This is a genomic window from Microbacterium insulae, assembly GCF_042677065.1.
Taxonomy (GTDB): Bacteria; Actinomycetota; Actinomycetes; order Actinomycetales; family Microbacteriaceae; genus Microbacterium; species Microbacterium insulae.
This window is the reverse complement of record NZ_JBHTII010000002.1, coordinates 538,739-556,784: the sequence shown is the minus strand read 5'-3', so window position 1 is coordinate 556,784 and position 18,046 is coordinate 538,739. Positions and strand designations below refer to the sequence as shown.

The following is an 18,046-nucleotide window of genomic DNA, read 5'->3' as shown; positions in this document are numbered from 1 at the left end:
ACGCGTGCCCGGATTCCGCCCCACCTCGACCTACCGACTGCAGATCCGGCCGTCGTTCACGCTCGACGACGCGGCCGGCCTGGCCGACTACCTCGTCGGCCTCGGCGTCGACGCGGTGTACCTGTCGCCGATCCTGGCGTCGTCCGAGGGTTCCGACCACGGCTACGACGTGGTCGATCCGACCCGCATCGATCCGGCTCGCGGGGGCCCCGAGGGTCTCGAGCGGGCTTCGCGCGTCTTCCGCGCCGCCGGGCTCGGCGTGCTGGTCGACATCGTCCCGAACCACGTCGGGGTCGCGCGCCCGGTCGAGAATCCTTGGTGGTGGGACGTCCTGATGCACGGTCGGGCGTCCGCCTTCGCGTCGTCCTTCGACATCGACTGGGACTTCGGCAAGGGCCGGGTGCGCATTCCGGTGCTCGGGGAGGAGCTGACGGATGCCGCGGCGGCCGGTTCCCTTCGACTCGAGGCCGGCGAGCTGCGCTACTACGACCACAGGTTCCCCCTCGCGCCGGGGTCGACGGAAGACGGTGCCGACGTCCTCACCGTGCACGGGCGGCAGCACTACGAGCTGATGTCGTGGCGCCGTGAGGCGACCGACCTCAACTATCGGCGCTTCTTCGGCGTCTCGAGCCTCGCCGCCGTCCGCGTGGAAGACCCCGAGGTGTTCGCGCGGACCCACGGCGAGATCGCTCGCTGGTTCGAAACCGGGCTCGTGGACGGACTGCGGGTCGATCACCCGGACGGCCTCCGTGCGCCCGTCGAGTATCTCGATCGGCTCGCGCAGCTCACGGACGGCGCGTACGTGCTGGTCGAGAAGATCCTGGAGCACGGCGAGGACCTCCCGTCCTTCTTCGCCGCTGAGGGGACGACCGGCTACGAGGCGCTCGCGGAGATCGACCGCGTCCTCGTCGACCCCGACGGCGAGGTCGAGCTCGATGGACTGGACGCGCGCCTCCGGCAGGAGTCCGGTCTTCCGCCCGCTGCGCCATGGCACGCGCTCATCGCCGAGACCAAGCGTGGGATCGCCGACGGCATTCTGCGGTCGGAGGTGCGCCGGATCGCCCGTGAGCTCGACGCGGCGGACGACGCGGCGACGGAGGACGCCGTGGCCGAGCTCCTCGCGCGATTCCCCGTGTACCGGTCCTATCTTCCCGCCGGACGGGAGCACCTCGACGACGCGGTGGCCGCCGCCAGGGAGCATCGGCCAGACCTCGCCCCCGCCTTCGACCGGGTCGTGCCGCGGCTTGCCGATCCGAGGCATCCCGCGGCGCTGCGCTTCCAGCAGACCAGCGGAATGGTCATGGCCAAGGGCGTCGAGGACACCGCGTTCTACCGTGCGACCAGACTCGGGACGCTCACCGAGGTCGGTGCAGATCCGTCGGTCTTCGCGCTCGAGGTCGATGCCTTCCACAGCGCCCAGGCGCGGCGGCACGCCGCCTGGCCCCACGGCATGACGACGCTCTCCACCCACGACACCAAGCGCGGCGAGGATGTACGCGCTCGCCTGTCCGTCCTCTCCGAGATCCCCCGCCGCTGGGACGAGGTCCTCACTCGGCTGAGAGATGCCGCCACCACCGGGCACGGCCCGTTGGACGCGCTGCTGTGGCAGGCGGTGATCGGTGCCTGGCCGGCGTCGCGCGAGCGCCTCCATGCCTACGCCGAGAAGGCCGCGAGGGAGGCGGGGGATGCGACATCCTGGCTCGATCCGGACGCCGCGTTCGAGGCGCGCATGCACGCGCTGGTCGACGCGGCCTTCGACGACCCGACGGTCTCCGCCCTCATCGAGACGTTCGTCTCGGAGATCGCCGCGGCCGGCTGGTCGAACGCGCTCTCGGCAAAGCTGCTGCAGCTCACGGGTCCGGGCGTGCCGGACGTATACCAGGGCAGCGAACTGTGGGAGCAGAGCCTCGTGGACCCCGACAATCGACGGCCGGTCGACTTCGCCGAGCGTCGCGGCATCCTGGGACGCATCGAGACGGGAGAGCTCCCGCCGGTGGACGCGAGCGGCGCGGCGAAGCTCCTCGTGACCGCTCGTGCGCTGCGCCTGCGGCGAGACCGCCCCGAACTCTTCACGCGTTACGCCGCGGCCTCCGTCTCCGGCGGCGCCGCCCGCCACGCGATCGCGGTGGATCGTGGCGGGGTCGTGGCGGTGGCGACGAGGCTGCCGGTCGGCCTCGCGCGCCGAGGCGAGGCATCCGGATCAGCGTGGGAGGACACGGTGCTGATGACGAGGAAGCGACCCCTGACCGACGTCCTCACGGGGCGGCGCCTGGCGGGCGGCGAGACCCCGCTCGAGGCGCTCTTCGACCGCTATCCTGTGGCGCTCCTTGCGGAGGACGAGTCGTGATCCCGGCGGTGTGGGCGCCGCGGGCCGGCAGCGTCGCCCTTCACGCGCCGCAGAGCGGGGGAACGCTCCCGATGCGCCCCGCGGCCGACGGGTGGTGGCGCAGCGACACCGCGCTCCGCGAGGGTGAGGAGTACGGATTCGTCCTGGACGGCGGGCCGGTGCGTCCCGACCCCCGGTCGCGCCGCCAGCCGCGCGGCGTGCACGAGCTGAGCGCCGTGTTCGATGCGACCGCCCACACGTGGCAGGACACGACGTGGACCGGACGCCAGCTCGCCGGTGCCGTCGTGTACGAACTCCACGTCGGGACCTTCACGGAGGAGGGAACGCTGGATGCTGCCGCCGCCCGCCTCGACCATCTCGTGGACCTCGGCGTCGACTTCGTGGAGCTCCTCCCCGTGAACGCCTTCAACGGCGTCCACAACTGGGGCTACGACGGCGTGCTGTGGTTCGCCGTGCACGAGGCGTACGGCGGGCCGGCGTCCTACCAGCGCTTCGTGGACGCCTGCCACGCGGCCGGGCTCGGGGTGATCCAGGACGTCGTCTACAACCACCTCGGGCCCAGCGGCAACTACCTGCCCGAGTACGGACCCTATCTGCGCGACGCGGAATCCAACACGTGGGGCTCGTCGGTGGATCTCGACGAACCCGAGGTGCGCAGATACATCCTGGACAACGCCGTCATGTGGCTGCGGGATTTCCACGTGGACGGCCTCCGCCTCGACGCCGTCCACGCCCTGAAGGATCGAAGCGGGCTGCACATCCTGCAGGAGCTCGCCGAGACCGTGGGCGCGCTCAGCGCGCATCTCGGCCGCCCGCTGACCCTCATCGCGGAGAGTGATCTCAACGATGCCCGCCTCGTCACGGCCCGTGAGGCCGGCGGCTACGGTCTGGACGCCCAATGGGACGACGACTACCACCACGCGCTCCACGTCGCGCTCACGGGCGAGACGAGCGGCTACTATGCCGACTTCGCCCCGCTCTCGGCTCTCGTCAAGGCCTCGACCCGCGGGTTCTTCCACGACGGGACGTATTCGTCGTTCCGGGGACGCGATCACGGCCACCCCATCGATCCGCGCATCCCGACGTGGCGGCTGGTGACCTTCTCGCAGGACCACGACCAGATCGGCAACCGCGCAGCGGGGGACCGCCTGTCGCAGACGCTCGATCCCGGCGGTCTCGCGATCGCGGCGGTGCTGACCGTGCTCGCTCCGTTCACCCCGATGCTGTTCATGGGGGAGGAGTGGGGTGCCTCCACGCCGTGGCAGTTCTTCACCTCGCACCCCGAGCCTGAGCTCGGCGAAGCGACCGCGCGCGGTCGCAAGGCCGAGTTCGCCCGTATGGGCTGGGACGAGTCGGTCGTCCCCGATCCGCAGCATCCTGAGACCTTCTCGCGCTCGCGCCTGAACTGGGCCGAGCGGGACGCCGAGCCGCACGCCCGGATCCTCGAGCTCTATCGCCGGCTCCTCGGGCTGCGCCGAGAGATTCCGGCGCTCACCGATCCCGACTTCCGTCGCGTGACGGCGTCCGCGGACGAGCAGGCGAGATGGTTCCGGCTCGAGCGACCCGGAGTGCAGGTGCTCGTGAACTTCTCGACGTCGTCGGTCAGCCAGCCGGTGCCGCCCGGGTGGGAGATCGTGCTGGCGACGGATGCCGCGGCCGCGGTCGAGGACGGTGTCGCCGTACTCCCGGGCCGGTCCGCGGTCGTCGTGGTCCGGATCCGCGCGTGAGTCAGTCGACCCCGAGCCAGGAACGGTCGGTGAGGACGACGGTGCCGGCGGCGGTGATCGCCACGGTGTGCTCGGAGTGAGCGCCGCGTGATCCGTCGGCCGAGCGGAGGGTCCAGCCGTCGGGATCCGTGACGAGCCGGTCCGTCGTCTGCAGGAACCAGGGCTCGAGCGCGAGCACGAGCCCGTCACGCAGCGGATAGCCGCGGCCGGGCTTGCCGTCGTTCGCGACGTGCGGGTCGCCGTGCATCTCGCGTCCGACTCCGTGTCCGCCGAAGTCGGTGTTGATCGAGTAGCCGTCTCCATGGGCGACGTCGGCGATCGCCGCGGAGATGTCGCCGATGCGGTTGCCCACGGTCGCGGCCGCGATCGCCGCTGCGAGCGCTCGCTGTGTCGTGTCGATCAGCGCGAGGTCCTCGTCGCGGGGTGTTCCGACGACGAACGAGACGGCGGAGTCGGCCACCCAGCCGTCGATCGAGACGGCGAAGTCCAGCGTGACCAGGTCGCCGTCGCGGAGGTCGTAGTCGAACGGGAGCCCGTGGAGCACCGCGTCGTTGATCGACGTGCAGATGACCTTGCCGAACGGGCTCGCGCCGAACGAGGGATGGTAGTCGATGTAGCACGACTCGGCACTGGCCTGACGGATCATGTCGTGCGCACGGCGGTCGATCGCGAGGAGGTTCGTGCCCACCTTCGTCTCGTCGCGCAGTGTCGCCAGGGTCTCCGCGACGAATCGGCCGGCCGGTTTCATCGCCTCGATCTCGGCCGGAGTGCGCAGCTCGATCATGTGGTTCCTCTCGTGTCTCGTCCATTCTCTCCGACGCGGACGTCGTCCGCTGTGAGGATGCTCCGGGCTGCCCGCGAACGGGTGCCGCAGAGGCCCGGCGGGCGTACCATCTCACCATGTGGCTTCGCCGTGGATTCTTCGGCTGGATGATTCCGGCCGCTTTCGTCCTGCCGCTGTGGCTGTTCGTCGGATGGATCATCTCCGGTGCGAACGGCTGGGGATTCGTGTGGATGCTGTTCGCCGTCCCGGGGGTCTTCCTGTGGCAGCTCCTGCTCACCCTGCTCGTGCGGGCGCGGGGCACCGTGCGAGCGCATCGCGCACTGTCGTGGTGGGATGTGCTCGGCTTCGCGGTGTGGCATCTGCTGATCATCTCGCTCGGATTCTTCGACCAGGCCTGGTGGTTCCCCGTGATGGCCACCGCGGTTCTCGTGGGTGTCGGGCTCTTCTGGCTCGAACTGTGGCAGCTCTGGAGCGAGGCCAAGCCGTCCCGGCTGCTGTTGCGCACCGAGGAGGGAATGGCGTACATCCCGCCGTCGGCCCCGGAGCCCGGATCGACCGCGACCGCACGTGAAGTGATCGTGGTCACGGAGAGGCAGGCGCCGCCCACGTCGTGACGACGTTTTGGCCGGCCGAGGCATCCGTGGCAGAATGGATGTTTGTGCCCTGACCAGGTTCTGCCTCAGGGGAATCCGCCGCACGGCTCTGCGCCCGCGGCCCTGGGCACACGAACAATTTTCCGATACTTCCCGCGGTCGACCTGTGGCGGCCGCAGAGAGAAACGATCATGCAGATCCTCGACTCCGTCGATGCGGCTTCGCTCCGCTCCGACATCCCCGCCTTCGCGCCCGGTGACACCGTCAAGGTGCACGTGAACATCACCGAGGGCAACCGGTCCCGCATCCAGGTCTTCCAGGGCGTCGTGATCGGCCGCTCCGGAGACGGCGTGCGCGAGACCTTCACGGTCCGCAAGATCAGCTTCCAGGTCGGAGTCGAGCGCACGTTTCCGGTGCACTCCCCGGTGATCGACCACATCGAGGTCGTCACGCGCGGTGACGTGCGTCGCGCCAAGCTCTACTACCTCCGCAACCTCCGCGGCAAGAAGGCCAAGATCAAGGAGAAGCGCGAGAACTGAGTTCCGCTTCACGAAACCCCGGACCACATGGTCCGGGGTTTCTTCGTTCGCGGAGACGCCGACGACGTTCCGCGAAGTGGGCCCCCGCGCACATCCGGGGCTCGCGAATGTGCGACCCTTGAAGGACGGACCACCGAACCGCGGTGCGCCGGTGAAGGAACGTGCATGACCTCCGAAAAGACGACTTCCGCCGACGAGGCGTCGTCGTCGGGATCGCGCCGGGACCCGTCGGGCCAGCGACGTCGCCGCGGATGGCTGACTTTCCTGCGCGATGTCGTGGTGATCATCCTGATCGCCGTTCTCGTGTCGTTCCTGGTCAAGACGTTCCTCGTGCGGTCGTTCTACATCCCGTCGGGGTCGATGGAGGACACGCTCCACATCGACGACCGGATCCTGGTGGACGAGATCACCCCGCGCTTCGGCGGCTACGACCGCGGCGACATCGTGGTGTTCCGGGACCCGGGCGGGTGGCTCCCTCCCTCCAGCGATCCGGCTCGCGCGCCATTCGTCGAGGGAGTGGAGTGGGTGCTCTCCCTTGTGGGCCTCGCCGCTCCGGACAGTGACGACCACCTGGTCAAGCGCATCATCGGATTGCCGGGCGACCATGTCGTGTGCTGCAACGCCCTCGGCCAGATCACGATCAACGGGGTCGCGATCGACGAGACGGACTACATCAAGGTGCCGTCGGGAGAGTCAGCCGCGTCGGGCGAGCCGTTCGACGTGGTCGTGCCCGACGACCGCCTGTGGGTCCTCGGCGACAACCGCTACAGTTCGCGGGACTCGCGATTCAATCAGGATCAGCCGGGCGAGGGGTTCGTTCCGATCGAGAACGTCGTGGGGCGCGCGTTCCTCATCACCTGGCCGCTCGATCGGTTCGGCATGCTGGACTTCCATCACGACGACTTCTCCGGCGTTCCTGCGCCCTCGGAGGAGGAGCCCGCCCCATGACGGTCGCCGAGCCGCGACTGACGCTCGAACGCCGGCTCCTGCGCGAGCATGAGATCGTCATCGCGTGCGACGAGGTCGGGCGCGGTGCACTGGCGGGTCCGGTCGCCGTCGGCGCCGCGGTGATCGATGCACCCCGCTCCCGCAAGCGCATCCCGCAGGGCCTCCGCGACTCCAAGCTCGTTCCCGAGCCGAAGCGGGCGGATGTCGCGACGCGCGCGGCGGCATGGGTGTCGGCGAGCGCGGTGGGCTGGGCGAGCGCGGCGGAGATCGACGAGATCGGGATCATGCGCGCGCTCGGTCTCGCCTCGCTCCGGGCTCTCGCGGATCTGCGCGCGCACGGCGTCGTCCCCGAGGAAGCGATCGTGATCCTCGACGGCAACTACGACTACATTTCGCCGGCGGGCGCATGGGGCCTTCGCGTGAGGCCGGTGATCAAAGCCGATCGCGACTGCGCGTCGGCGGCCGCGGCATCCGTCATCGCGAAGGTCGCGCGCGACGCGCTGATGACGGGGTTGCACGATGAGCTGCCGGCGTACAACTGGGCGCGGAACAAGGGCTACGCGAGCCCCGATCATCGCGAGGCGATCCGGGAGCACGGGATCAGTGCGCACCATCGCGCATCATGGTCGATCACGGGCGCGCCGACGCTGTTCTGACCGCCCGTCCGCCGTCGGCGTACGGGCCGACTCGGCCGCCGGTCGCCCCCTAGGATGGATTCACCATGGATGACGAAGTCTTCGAAGACTACGACCGTGAGCTGGAGCTCGCGCTGTACCGCGAGTACCGCGATGTCGTCTCTCAGTTCCAGTACGTGATCGAGACCGAGCGGCGCTTCTACCTCGCCAACGAGGTGAACGTCGTCCGCCGCGACACCGAGCACGACTTCTACTTCGAGATCTCGATGTCCGATGTGTGGGTGTGGGACATCTACCGTGCCGATCGCTTCGTCAAGGCTGTGCGGGTCCTCACGTTCAAGGACGTCAACGTCGAGGAGCTCCAGCGGCGCGACTTCCACCTGCCCGAAGAGCTGTCGCTCGACACCTGAGCACTGCTCATCGGGCCGAGCGCGGCATCCGCCAGCCCGTCGGCGTGCTCTCGACCGTGCCTTCGAGCTCGAGCAGCCCCAGGACGGCTGCGACGTCCTCGACCGACATCCCCGCCCGTCGGGCGACCTCCGCCGCGGAGCGTCCCGCGCGCGTGCTGAGGGCGTCACGCACCCGCGTCGTGTCGTCGGTGCGCGCTCCGGAAGCGGCTCCCCGCGCGTCGCCGGGGGCGATGCCGAGCCCGAGGAGTTCGCGGACGTCCGCCGCGCTGGTGATGCAGGTCGCGTCGTACTCACGCAGCAGTCGATGGGTTCCGGCGGATGCCGCCGAGGTGACCGGGCCGGGCACCGCGCCGATCGGACGCGACAGCGCGGCGGCGTGGCCCGCGGTGTTGAGTGAGCCGCTGCGCCATCCGGCCTCGACGACGACGATCGCGTCGCTGAGCGCGGCGATGAGCCGGTTGCGCTGCAAGAATCGCCATTTCGTGGGGCTGGCGCCGCACGGCACCTCGCTGATCACGGCACCGGACCGGGCGACGTCATCGATCAGGCCCGCGTGACCGGCGGGATAGCTGCGGTCCACGCCGCCCGCGAGGAGCGCGATCGTCGTCCCTCCGACCGACACGGCTGCCCGATGAGCGGCGCCGTCGATTCCGTACGCACCGCCCGAGATCACCGGGATGCCGCCGCCTGCGAGGTCGGCGGCGAGCTCGAGTGCGACGTGCTCGCCGTAGGCGGTCGCGGCGCGAGCTCCCACGACGGCGACGGACGGGTGGAGCCGCGAGAGGACACCGGGAGCGCCCCGCACCCACAGGCAGTGCGGTGCGTGGATGCCGAGATCGTCGAGCTGTTCGGGCCACGGCGCATCCGCGGCGGTGACGATCGAGACGGCGCGGCGCTCCGCAGTGCGCAGACCGCGGGCGATCTCGTCTGCGTCGAGGCGCGGCATCCAACGTTTGCGCGCCTCGTCCAGATCGCGCCGCGTGAGGACCTCCGTCGCCGCACCGCCGACGGCGAGCTCGAGAGCCTCGACGCATCCGTGTGCTTCGACCAGCCGGCCCGCGACGCCGTCGCCCGGCTCCACGAGGTGCGACCAGACGACGGCGGCGTAGCGGGCGCGCACGGAGGTGTCGTCGGCTTCTGCGGGGGAGTGCGAGCCGAGGATTCGGCGAGCGGTGGCGGCATCGAGGGCGAAGCGCGTCATCGGACGAGACCCTTCTTGAGGAACAGCGCTCGACCCACGTCTTCGCCGGCCAACTGCTCACGCCCGGCGAGGTCGGCGAGCGACCAGGCGACACGGAGGACTCGGTCGTATCCGCGGAGTGTGAGGGCTCCGCGGTGCAGTGCGGCGTCGAGCGGTCGCCGCACCGCCGGCGCGGGCGCCTGCGGCCCCTCACGAAGCCAGCCGCCCGGGACCCCGGCGTTGGTGCGCCACGGTGTTTCGGCGAGACGCCGTGCGGTGCGCGCCCGAGCCTCGGCGACGCGCGCCCTGGCCTGCGCGGTCGTGGTGGTCGACGCGCTGCGGCTGCGATGCGCGACGGACACCCGCGCCAGCGTCAACTGGATGTCGATACGGTCCAGGAGCGGGCCGGACAGCCGGCCGAGGTAGCGCCTGATCGCGGCGGGCGGACAGGTGCACGAACCGCCGCGGATCCCGTAGTCGCCGCACGGACAGGGATTCGTCGCCAGGACGAGCTGGAACCGCGCGGGGAAGGTCGCGCTTACGCCGGATCGATGGATTGCGATCGAGCCGTTCTCGAGCGGCTGTCGGAGGGCGTCCAGCGCGCTTGCGGCGAACTCGCCCGCCTCGTCGAGGAACAGGACTCCCTCGCTCGCCCGTGCGATCGCACCGGGGCGCAGCGTCCGTGAGCCCCCGCCGACGAGGGCGGCCATGCTGGCACTGTGGTGGGGTGCCTCGAACGGCGGAGTGCGTGAGAGTTCGACGACGCGCGCACCGGAGAGGCTGCGGATCGATGCGCTCGCGAGCGCGGCAGTGTCGTCGAGGTCCGGAAGAATGCCGGGTAGGCGCCGCGCGAGCATCGTCTTGCCCGCCCCGGGCGGGCCGCACATCATCAGATGATGACCGCCCGCGGCGGCGACCACGAGGGCGTCCACGGCTTCCGGCTGGCCGATGACGTCACTGAGATCGGGTGCCCGCTCGGGAGGAATCGTCTCCTCGGCGATTTCGACGGGCTCTTCTTCGCGCACCTCGATGTCGGCGCCGTGCACGGCGAGCACCTGGGCCAGGTTGACGGCTCCGATCACCTCGACGCCGGTCACGAGGCGCGCTTCGTCACGGTTCCCCCACGGCACGACGACACGACGGTATCCGGCCTTCGCGGCCGCGAGGACCGCGGGCAGCGCGCCGGGGACCGGCCTGAGTCTGCCGTCGAGCCCGAGTTCGCCCAGGTGCACGGTGTCTGCCAGGGACGCGGAGTCGAGTCGCACGTCGGTCGCGAGGCATGCCACGGCGATCGCCAGGTCGAATCCGGATCCTTGCTTCGGCAGGCTCGCGGGTGAGAGGTTCACCGTGAGCCGTCGCCGAGGCAGCGGTGTCCCGGTGTTCGCACACGCGTTGTGGACGCGACGCACCGCCTCGCCGAGCGCCTTGTCGGGAAGGCCGATGATCTTGAACTCGGGTGTCTGGTTCGAGAGGTCGGCCTCGACTTCGACGAGCGCTCCGTCGACGCCCACCAGGCACACCGACCACGTGCGGCCGAGGCTCACGGCACTTCCACGTCGACGATGTGCTCCAGGCTCGCGGTCCGGGGATCGGGCCCGAGCACCGCGATCGCGTCGATGCGCAGTGTCCGTCCCTGCGCGAGATCCCGATGCGACGCGATCCACTCGCAGGCCAGTCGCCACAGTCGCGCCCGCTTGCGAGCATCGATCGCCTCGAAGGGATGGCCGAAGCCCTCACCGCGCCGCGTCTTCACCTCGACCACGACGACGTGGCGGGTGTCGACGGCGACGATGTCGATCTCTCCCGCGCTGCCGCGCCAATTGCGGTCCACCAGTGTGAAGCCGTCGTCGAGATAGTAGCGGGCGGCGCGTTCCTCGCCCGCTCTGCCGAGCTCGTCCTTGTCTGCCATACCGAGAGCCTGAGGGGGCGGCGGCACCCCTCCGGCCGTTCAGAAGCGACCTGCGGACAATCCGCCGGCACCAGCGACCTGGGGAGGAGGCGGCGGGTACCGTACGCGGTGAGTCGGCGGCGGCTCGGCCCGGACGCGAGGCAAGCTGTATCCATGCGGCTCGTGGAGGCGGGAGAGGCCTACGCGCGTCATCTCTCGGACGTGCGGCGGCTCTCGCCCGCGACCGTGCGTGCCTATCGGGCGGACCTCGTCGACCTCGCGGCGGTGACGGGCGCGGCGGAGCTGGATGACGTCGATCTCGAAGTCCTTCGCGAGTGGCTGTGGCGTGCGACGCAGCGAGGGGATGCCCGATCGACGATCGCCCGCCGGACTTCGACAGCCCGGGGCTTCTTCGCGTGGGCCAGCGATCAGGGGCTCGTCTCCGAAGATCCTTCGCTGCGTCTGGTCGCGCCCAAGCGCGGGAGGACGCTCCCTCGGGTCGCCACCTCGGATTCCCTCACGGCCGTGCTCGATCGCGCCGCGGCGGCGGCGCGCGCCGGCGACCCGCTCGCGCTCCGCGACCACGCGCTGCTGGAGTTCCTGTACGGCGCGGGCGTCCGCGTGTCCGAGCTCTGCGGACTGCAGCTCGCCGACATCGACCGCGACCGCCGTACCGCTCGTGTCCTCGGGAAAGGGGCCAAAGAGCGGGTGGTGCCGTTCGGCGGGGCCGCTGCGCGCGCGGTCGATGCCTATCTTGTGCGCGGACGACCCGTTCTCATCGCTCGTGGGGCGAGCGCGGGCGACATGCCTACGGCTGTCTTCCTCGGCGCCCGCGGCGGACCGTTGGGAACCCGGTCGGCATACGACGTCGTCGCGCGCGCGCTCGGACCCGAACTCGGCGGGGCCGTGGGGCCGCACGCACTCCGGCATTCCGCGGCCACGCACCTCCTCGACGGGGGAGCCGACCTGCGTGCGGTGCAGGAGATCCTCGGCCATGCGAGTCTCGGTACGACCCAGATCTACACGCACGTGTCGAGCGAACGGCTCACGGCGACCTATCGCCTCGCGCACCCGCGGGCGTGAGCTCAGCAGCAGGGGAGGAGCACCGCCCGCGGCACATCGTCGAGCAGAAGCAGGGGGTTGATGTAGTCCCCGTCCAGGCGCACGCCGAAGTGCAGGGCCCCGGGCGCCGCGTGACCCCCGAGGGAGACGGTGGCCACCGGCTCGCCCCCCGCGACCGCCGTACCCGCTCGCAGGTCGCTCTCCACCGGCTCGAGGGTGGTCACGAGCCCTCCGCCGTGATCGATCGTGAGGACGCCACGCCCCGCCACGACGCCGGAGAAGGCGATCGTCCCGGCGGCCGGGGCACGGACGTCGGACTCCGCATCCCCGCGCAGGTCGATGCCCCGATGCCCCGCGCCGTACCGATGGGCCGGCGCCTCGAACGGCCGCTCGATGCGGAAGGCGGCCAGCGGCCACACCCAGTCGTCCGGCGGTGCGTGGGGCGTGGCCGCGGCCGCCGATGCGGACCCCAGGGTCACGGCCACAGCGAGAAGCGCGATCGGCACCACGGCGAAGCGACGGCGGCTCATGGCCCCATGCTCGCGTCCCCTGCGAGACGCCAGAGCCGTCGGCGCGCTTCGGTGGAGGGATGCCGCGTCCGCCCGCCCTGGGGAGGAGCCTGCGGCTGATACACTGGACCCTGCACCCCGCCCGTCGGGGTGACTACGCGTGCCCAGAGCACCGCGGCAGGTCCCAGGATCGCGCGGTGCGGCATCCACTCCCACCGGTCTTGCGAACAGCGAGCGGGCGTGCGCCGGGCACCAGGCACGTCGGCAGTGCGCCGACACATCACAACCGCAAGAGGCGCGCGAGCGCCAGAACAGGAGACCGGCCATGGCCGTCGTCACGATCCGCCAGCTGCTCGACAGCGGTGTCCACTTCGGACACCAGACCCGCCGCTGGAACCCGAAAGTCAAGCGCTTCATCCTCACCGAGCGCTCGGGCATCCACATCATCGACCTCCAGCAGTCGCTGACCTACATCGACAAGGCGTACGAGTTCGTCAAGGAGACCGTCGCGCACGGTGGCACGATCCTCTTCGTCGGCACCAAGAAGCAGGCCCAGGAGATCGTCGCCGAGCAGGCGACCCGCGTCGGCCAGCCCTACGTCAACCAGCGCTGGCTCGGGGGCCTCCTCACGAACTTCCAGACCGTCTCCAAGCGCCTCGCGCGCATGAAGGAGCTCGAGGAGCTCAACTTCGACGACCCGGCTGCGAGCGGCTTCACCAAGAAGGAGCTGCTCATCAAGAAGCGCGAGCTCGACAAGCTCCACAAGTCGCTGGGCGGCATCCGCAACCTGCAGAAGACGCCCTCGGCCATCTGGGTCATCGACGCCAAGCGCGAGCACCTCGCGGTCGACGAGGCGACGAAGCTCGGCATCCCGATCATCGGCATCCTCGACACGAACGCCGACCCGGACGAGTTCCAGTACCCGATCCCCGGCAACGACGACGCCATCCGCTCCGTGAGCCTGCTCACGCGCATCATCGCCGACGCTGCGGCCGAGGGCCTCATCCAGCGTCACCAGCCCACCGACGAGTCGGCGGACGCCGAGCCTCTCGCCGATTGGGAGCGCGAGCTCCTCGAGCAGGGTGCCGCGGGCGAGACCGCCGCGGAGGCCCCGGCTGTTGAGGCCCCGACCGCTGAGGTCGAGGTCGAGGGCGCTGCCGCCGTCTCCGAGGCCACGACCGAGACCGCCGCCGACGCCGAGGGCGCCGAGGCGCACGACGAGGCCGTCGCCGCGGAGTCCGGCGAGACCGCGACCGAGGTCGCCGACGCCGAGGCCGCCGACAAGTAACGGGCATCGCCGCATGAACTGCGCCCCGGCGGGATCGCGCTGAGCCACCTCGCTCAGGACGGTCCCGCCGAGGCATCCTCCGAACTCACCACAACAAGGAGCCGCCACCCATGGCAAACTTCACGATCGCCGACATCAAGACGCTGCGCGAGCAGCTCGGCACGGGCATGGTCGACACCAAGAAGGCGCTCGAGGAGGCCGACGGCGACCTCGAGAAGGCCGTTGAAATCCTTCGCCTCAAGGGCGCGAAGGGCAACGCCAAGCGTGCCGACCGCTCCACCAGCGAGGGCCTCGTCGCCGCGAAGCAGCAAGGCGACACCGTCACCATCATCGAGCTGAACACCGAGACCGACTTCGTCGCCAAGAACGAGCGATTCATCGCGCTGGCCGACAAGGTCCTCGACGCGGCCGCGGCCGCCGGTGCCGACACGGCCGAGTCCGCTCTCGCCGCCCCCGCCGGTGCGCAGACCGTCGCCGAGCTCATCTCGGACGAGGCCGCGATCATCGGCGAGAAGGTCGAGCTGCGCCGCGTGCGCACGCTCGCCGGCGACAAGTTCGAGATCTACCTCCACAAGACGAGCAAGGACCTGCCCCCGCAGGTCGGCGTGGTGCTGGCCTACACGGGTGATGACGCCGAGACGGCCCGCAGCCTCGCGCAGCACATCTCGTTCGCCAACCCGACGTACCTCTCGCGCGACGAGGTCCCCGAGGCAGAGGTCGAGAAGGAGCGCGAGATCGTCACCGAGATCTCGCGCAACGAGGGCAAGCCGGAAGCGGCGCTCCCGAAGATCGTCGAGGGCCGCGTGAACGCGTTCTTCAAGCAGGTGTCGCTTCTCGACCAGGACTACGCGAAGGACAACAAGCTGTCCGTCGCCCAGGTCGCGAAGGACGCCGGTCTGACCCTCACGGGCTTCGCCCGCTTCAAGGTCGGCGCGTAACACCGTGGGAAGGCCCGCATCGAATGCCGATGCGGGCCTTTTCTCATGCGCTTGGGTAGTTTGTCGTCAACGAGAGGATCCGTCGTGATCAATGAGAACACCGGGCGCCGCCGCGTCCTGCTGAAGCTGTCGGGGGAAGCGTTCGGAGGCGGCCAGCTCGGAGTCAATCCCGACGTCGTCAGCCAGATCGCTCGTGAGATCGCCGCGGCCGTCGACCGGGTCGAGATCGCGGTGGTGGTCGGCGGAGGCAACTTCTTCCGCGGCGCCGAGCTCAGCCAGCGGGGGATGGACCGCGGACGGGCCGACTACATGGGAATGCTCGGCACGGTCATGAACGCGCTCGCCCTCCAGGACTTCCTCGAGCAGGCGGGCGCGGCGACGCGCGTGCAGTCGGCCATCTCGATGACTCAGGTCGCCGAGCCCTACATCCCGCGGCGCGCGGAGCGGCACATGGAGAAGGGACGCGTCGTGATCTTCGGCGCCGGCGCCGGACTGCCGTACTTCTCCACGGACACCGTCGCGGCCCAGCGGGCGCTCGAGATCGACGCCCAGGAGGTGCTCGTGGCCAAGAACGGGGTCGACGGGGTCTACACGGCGGATCCGAAGAAGGATGCCTCAGCCACCCGCATCGACCGGATCACCTACCTCGACGCGCTCCAGCGTGGTCTCAAGGTGGTCGATTCGACCGCGTTCAGCCTGTGCATGGACAACAGCATGGACATGCGCGTGTTCGGCATGGAGCCCGAGGGCAACGTCACCCGGGCCCTTCTGGGGGAATCGATCGGCACGCTGGTCACGGCGTGAAAGATCGCCCTGAGTAGACTGGTCCTCGCCCCACCCACTGAAGGAGACACTGTGATCGCGGACGTCTTGGCCGATGCCGGAGCGCGCATGGACCGCGCCGTCGAGGCTGCGAAGGAGGACTTCGCGACGGTGCGCACCGGTCGCGCCAACCCGCAGCTCTTCCAGAAGGTCCTCGTGGACTACTACGGCACGCCGACGCCCCTGGCCCAGCTCGCCTCGATCAACAACCCCGAGGCTCGCACGCTGATCATCACGCCCTACGACAAGTCGGCGCTCAAGGCGATCGAGCAGGCGATCCGCGACATCCCGAATCTCGGCGTCAACCCGACGAATGACGGCAACCTCATCCGCGTGACGATGCCCGAGCTCACCGAAGAGCGGCGCAAGGAGTACGTCAAGCTCGTGCGCTCGAAGGGCGAGGACCACAAGATCCACCTGCGCGGGATCCGCCGCAAGTCCAAGGACGACATCGACTCCCTCAAGAGCGAGGTCGGCGAGGACGAGCTCACCCGTGCCGAGAAAGAGCTCGACGCCCTCACGCGCGCGCACGTCGATGCCATCGACGAGGCGCTGAAGCGCAAAGAGGCGGAGCTGCTCGAGGTCTGAGACCCGGATGGCCGAAGCATCCGGTGAACCGCCCGGGGACGACGAGGTCGTTCCCGATGCGCCGCTGACCCGTCGCGAAGCCGCTGCGGCGCGACGCGCCGATATGGTGCCCGACGGCGACACCGCGGCGACGGCGGGCGCATTCTCGACGGACATGATCCCCCCGCGCCCTCCGCTTCCCGCGGAGCCGCCTGCCCCGTTCGCAACGGCTGAGGCGGGCGGGGAGTCGGACGCGTCGCCCGTGATCCACTCGCACCTTCGCGCGGCCCGGACGGAGTTCGAGACGCAGGTCGCCCACGCGCGCGCCGAGTTCGAGGAGGCCAATGAGCGCATCAAGCAGCGCACCGGCCGGGACCTCATCCTCGCGATCCTCATCGGCGTCGCCGCGGGTGCGGTGCTCCTCGGGTCCCTGATCTTCATCAAGCAGCTGTTCCTGGTCTTCGCGCTGGCCGCTGTCGTCCTGGGCGTCTATGAGTTCTCGCGCGCGCTGCGGGCGTCCGGACGCCGCGTCGACGCCGCCCCGCAGATCGGCGCAGGCGTCGTGCTCGTGCTTTCGGGCTACTTCCTGGATGTCTGGCTGCACTGGGTCGTCGTGTTCGTCGCGGTGGCGGTCGTGGTGACCTGGCGCCTGCTGGCACAGATGGTCGCGCACGACGGCCGCACATACGGCAAGGTGCTCGCCGATGTGCTGATTGCGGGATTCATCCAGCTCTACGTCCCCTTCTTCGCGAGCCTGTGCGTCGTGCTGCTCGCGCAGGACCGCGGCGAATGGTGGGTGCTGTCGTTCATCGCCGTAGTGGTCGCAGCCGACACCGGCGCGTACGCGGCGGGACTGTCGTTCGGGCGGCATCCGATGGCGCCCCGGATCAGCCCGAAGAAGACCTGGGAGGGATTCGCCGGCGCGGTCGCGGCATCCGCGCTGGCCGGAGTGCTCCTCGCCATGTTCCTCCTGGGACTGGACTGGTGGATGGGCGTCGTCATCGGCGTCGTGATCCTCGGTACCGCGACGGTCGGTGACCTGGGGGAGTCCATGATCAAGCGCGACCTCGGCATCAAGGACATGAGCTCGTGGCTCCCCGGTCACGGCGGCGTCCTGGACCGGCTCGACTCGATCCTGCCGTCCACCGCGGCGGCGCTTGCCCTCTACTACCTCTTCACCCCCCTGGTGGCATGATGACGACAGCTCCCGCCCCCGCCCCGGCCGCCTTTCCCGAGACTCGCGGTCGGGAGAAGGGCTACGACAAGGACGCCGTCAACACGTTCCTCGCGAGGGCCCGCGACGCGTTCGAGTCTGGAGACGTGGCGCTGACGTCCGCGGATGTGCGCCGGGCAGCCTTCCCGCTCGTGCGCCGCGGCTACGCGATCGCGTCGGTCGATGCCGCGCTCGGCCGCATCGAGGACGCGTTCGCCGCCCGCGAGCGGGAGGCGGCCCTCTCCGATCGGGGCGGCGTGCGCGCGTGGGTCGGGCAGACACGCGAGACTGCGCAGGTCGTGCTCGATCGTCTGTCGCGTCCGCGCGGAAAGCGCTTTGACCGCGTGTCGTCGCTGCGCTACGGCTACCGGATCGACGAGGTGGATCTGGTCACCGACAAGATCGCCCGCTATCTCGAGACCAATGAATCGGTCACGGTCGAGCAGGTGCGGGCCGTCGCCTTCCGCATGCAGCGCGGGGGCTACCGCGAATCGCAGGTGGATGCGGTTCTCGACGCCGTCGTCGAGGTCATGCTCGCCGTCTCATGACGGACGCGGCTGCTCGCGGATGGCATGTGTCCGCATCGATCGGTAGAC

At 70.1% G+C, this 18,046-nt stretch carries 19 protein-coding genes; 14 read left to right on the top strand and 5 right to left on the bottom strand.

The annotated features are described in order from the left end of the window. Positions 1-4 precede the first annotated feature (4 nt). Together treY and treZ are read left to right on the top strand one after the other, a co-directional pair. On the top strand, positions 5-2,347 hold the full coding sequence (gene treY, locus ACFQ0P_RS15260; RefSeq protein WP_204979492.1) for a malto-oligosyltrehalose synthase: 2,343 nt from the start codon (positions 5-7) through the stop codon (positions 2,345-2,347). Beyond that, positions 2,344-4,074, top strand: coding sequence for a malto-oligosyltrehalose trehalohydrolase (gene treZ / locus ACFQ0P_RS15255; RefSeq protein WP_204979491.1), 1,731 nt, complete (start codon positions 2,344-2,346; stop codon positions 4,072-4,074). Before treY ends, treZ begins: the two co-directional genes overlap by 4 nt. A gap of 1 nt (position 4,075) precedes the next feature. Here the strand turns inward: treZ and map are convergent, their stop codons facing one another. Further along, positions 4,076-4,858: a type I methionyl aminopeptidase gene (gene map, locus ACFQ0P_RS15250; protein WP_204979490.1), complete on the bottom strand. Its 783-nt coding sequence runs from the start codon at positions 4,856-4,858 to the stop codon at positions 4,076-4,078. Between the two features lie 116 nt (positions 4,859-4,974). On the opposite strand from map, the gene ACFQ0P_RS15245 reads away from it, so the two are divergent. From ACFQ0P_RS15245 to ACFQ0P_RS15225, 5 genes are all read left to right on the top strand, one after another. After that, complete coding sequence (locus ACFQ0P_RS15245) at positions 4,975-5,472, top strand: MFS transporter permease (protein WP_204979489.1); 498 nt, start codon at positions 4,975-4,977, stop codon at positions 5,470-5,472. A 170-nt stretch (positions 5,473-5,642) separates the two neighbouring features. Then, positions 5,643-5,990, top strand: a complete 348-nt coding sequence (rplS, locus tag ACFQ0P_RS15240) for a 50S ribosomal protein L19 (protein WP_204979488.1) — start codon at positions 5,643-5,645, stop codon at positions 5,988-5,990. A gap of 165 nt (positions 5,991-6,155) precedes the next feature. Next, positions 6,156-6,938: a signal peptidase I gene (gene lepB, locus ACFQ0P_RS15235; RefSeq protein ID WP_204979487.1), complete on the top strand. Its 783-nt coding sequence runs from the start codon at positions 6,156-6,158 to the stop codon at positions 6,936-6,938. Next, a complete protein-coding gene (locus ACFQ0P_RS15230; RefSeq protein WP_204979486.1) occupies positions 6,935-7,594 on the top strand; it encodes a ribonuclease HII in 660 nt (219 codons plus the stop codon). The genes lepB and ACFQ0P_RS15230 overlap by 4 nt, the downstream gene beginning before the upstream one ends. A gap of 65 nt (positions 7,595-7,659) precedes the next feature. Further along, positions 7,660-7,983, top strand: a complete 324-nt coding sequence (locus tag ACFQ0P_RS15225; RefSeq protein WP_056120641.1) for a DUF2469 family protein — start codon at positions 7,660-7,662, stop codon at positions 7,981-7,983. Positions 7,984-7,990: 7 nt separating this feature from the next. On the opposite strand, the gene dprA is transcribed toward ACFQ0P_RS15225, so the two are convergent. From dprA to ACFQ0P_RS15210, 3 genes are read right to left on the bottom strand one after another with little or no spacing between them, the layout of a single operon-like run. After that, a complete protein-coding gene (dprA, locus tag ACFQ0P_RS15220) occupies positions 7,991-9,184 on the bottom strand; it encodes a DNA-processing protein DprA (RefSeq protein WP_204979485.1) in 1,194 nt (397 codons plus the stop codon). Next, positions 9,181-10,707: a YifB family Mg chelatase-like AAA ATPase gene (locus tag ACFQ0P_RS15215; RefSeq protein WP_204979484.1), complete on the bottom strand. Its 1,527-nt coding sequence runs from the start codon at positions 10,705-10,707 to the stop codon at positions 9,181-9,183. Before ACFQ0P_RS15215 ends, dprA begins: the two co-directional genes overlap by 4 nt. Further along, complete coding sequence (locus ACFQ0P_RS15210; RefSeq protein ID WP_204979483.1) at positions 10,704-11,072, bottom strand: YraN family protein; 369 nt, start codon at positions 11,070-11,072, stop codon at positions 10,704-10,706. Before ACFQ0P_RS15210 ends, ACFQ0P_RS15215 begins: the two co-directional genes overlap by 4 nt. A 153-nt stretch (positions 11,073-11,225) precedes the next feature. Here ACFQ0P_RS15210 and ACFQ0P_RS15205 point away from each other — a divergent pair, with 153 nt between their 5' ends. Further along, positions 11,226-12,134, top strand: a complete 909-nt coding sequence (locus ACFQ0P_RS15205) for a tyrosine recombinase XerC (protein WP_204979482.1) — start codon at positions 11,226-11,228, stop codon at positions 12,132-12,134. A 2-nt stretch (positions 12,135-12,136) separates the two neighbouring features. Here the strand turns inward: ACFQ0P_RS15205 and ACFQ0P_RS15200 are convergent, their stop codons facing one another. Further along, entirely contained in the window at positions 12,137-12,643 is a 507-nt protein-coding gene (locus ACFQ0P_RS15200; protein ID WP_204979481.1) for a murein hydrolase activator EnvC family protein, read from the bottom strand. Positions 12,644-12,947: 304 nt separating this feature from the next. Between ACFQ0P_RS15200 and rpsB the strand changes: the two genes are divergently transcribed. The 6 genes from rpsB to ACFQ0P_RS15170 all read left to right on the top strand — a co-directional run bounded on the left by rpsB (position 12,948) and on the right by ACFQ0P_RS15170 (position 17,998). Continuing rightward, positions 12,948-13,910, top strand: a complete 963-nt coding sequence (gene rpsB, locus ACFQ0P_RS15195) for a 30S ribosomal protein S2 (protein WP_204979480.1) — start codon at positions 12,948-12,950, stop codon at positions 13,908-13,910. A gap of 110 nt (positions 13,911-14,020) precedes the next feature. Next, a complete protein-coding gene (gene tsf / locus ACFQ0P_RS15190) occupies positions 14,021-14,848 on the top strand; it encodes a translation elongation factor Ts (protein ID WP_204979479.1) in 828 nt (275 codons plus the stop codon). 84 nt (positions 14,849-14,932) lie between these two features. Continuing rightward, positions 14,933-15,652 (top strand): UMP kinase, encoded by a 720-nt coding sequence (gene pyrH / locus ACFQ0P_RS15185; protein ID WP_204979478.1) that lies wholly within the window; start codon positions 14,933-14,935, stop codon positions 15,650-15,652. A gap of 51 nt (positions 15,653-15,703) precedes the next feature. Further along, a complete protein-coding gene (frr, locus tag ACFQ0P_RS15180) occupies positions 15,704-16,258 on the top strand; it encodes a ribosome recycling factor (protein ID WP_204979477.1) in 555 nt (184 codons plus the stop codon). Positions 16,259-16,265: 7 nt separating this feature from the next. Then, positions 16,266-17,432, top strand: coding sequence for a phosphatidate cytidylyltransferase (locus ACFQ0P_RS15175; protein ID WP_378772727.1), 1,167 nt, complete (start codon positions 16,266-16,268; stop codon positions 17,430-17,432). Further along, a complete protein-coding gene (locus tag ACFQ0P_RS15170) occupies positions 17,432-17,998 on the top strand; it encodes a DivIVA domain-containing protein (protein ID WP_204981443.1) in 567 nt (188 codons plus the stop codon). Before ACFQ0P_RS15175 ends, ACFQ0P_RS15170 begins: the two co-directional genes overlap by 1 nt. The last annotated feature ends 48 nt before the right edge of the window (positions 17,999-18,046 follow it).

Excerpts from the sequence above, each read along its gene's own strand:
- dprA (WP_204979485.1), bottom strand. The coding sequence starts at position 9,184 with ATGACGCGCTTCGCCCTCGATGCCGCCACCGCTCGCCGAATCCTCGGC.
- ACFQ0P_RS15210 (WP_204979483.1), bottom strand. The coding sequence starts at position 11,072 with ATGGCAGACAAGGACGAGCTCGGCAGAGCGGGCGAGGAACGCGCCGCC.
- map (WP_204979490.1), bottom strand. The coding sequence starts at position 4,858 with ATGATCGAGCTGCGCACTCCGGCCGAGATCGAGGCGATGAAACCGGCC.
- ACFQ0P_RS15200 (WP_204979481.1), bottom strand. The coding sequence starts at position 12,643 with ATGAGCCGCCGTCGCTTCGCCGTGGTGCCGATCGCGCTTCTCGCTGTG.
- ACFQ0P_RS15170 (WP_204981443.1), top strand. The coding sequence starts at position 17,432 with ATGACGACAGCTCCCGCCCCCGCCCCGGCCGCCTTTCCCGAGACTCGC.
- rpsB (WP_204979480.1), top strand. The coding sequence starts at position 12,948 with ATGGCCGTCGTCACGATCCGCCAGCTGCTCGACAGCGGTGTCCACTTC.
- ACFQ0P_RS15175 (WP_378772727.1), top strand. The coding sequence starts at position 16,266 with ATGGCCGAAGCATCCGGTGAACCGCCCGGGGACGACGAGGTCGTTCCC.
- rplS (WP_204979488.1), top strand. The coding sequence starts at position 5,643 with ATGCAGATCCTCGACTCCGTCGATGCGGCTTCGCTCCGCTCCGACATC.
- ACFQ0P_RS15230 (WP_204979486.1), top strand. The coding sequence starts at position 6,935 with ATGACGGTCGCCGAGCCGCGACTGACGCTCGAACGCCGGCTCCTGCGC.
- lepB (WP_204979487.1), top strand. The coding sequence starts at position 6,156 with ATGACCTCCGAAAAGACGACTTCCGCCGACGAGGCGTCGTCGTCGGGA.
- tsf (WP_204979479.1), top strand. The coding sequence starts at position 14,021 with ATGGCAAACTTCACGATCGCCGACATCAAGACGCTGCGCGAGCAGCTC.
- ACFQ0P_RS15205 (WP_204979482.1), top strand. The coding sequence starts at position 11,226 with ATGCGGCTCGTGGAGGCGGGAGAGGCCTACGCGCGTCATCTCTCGGAC.
- ACFQ0P_RS15225 (WP_056120641.1), top strand. The coding sequence starts at position 7,660 with ATGGATGACGAAGTCTTCGAAGACTACGACCGTGAGCTGGAGCTCGCG.
- ACFQ0P_RS15245 (WP_204979489.1), top strand. The coding sequence starts at position 4,975 with ATGTGGCTTCGCCGTGGATTCTTCGGCTGGATGATTCCGGCCGCTTTC.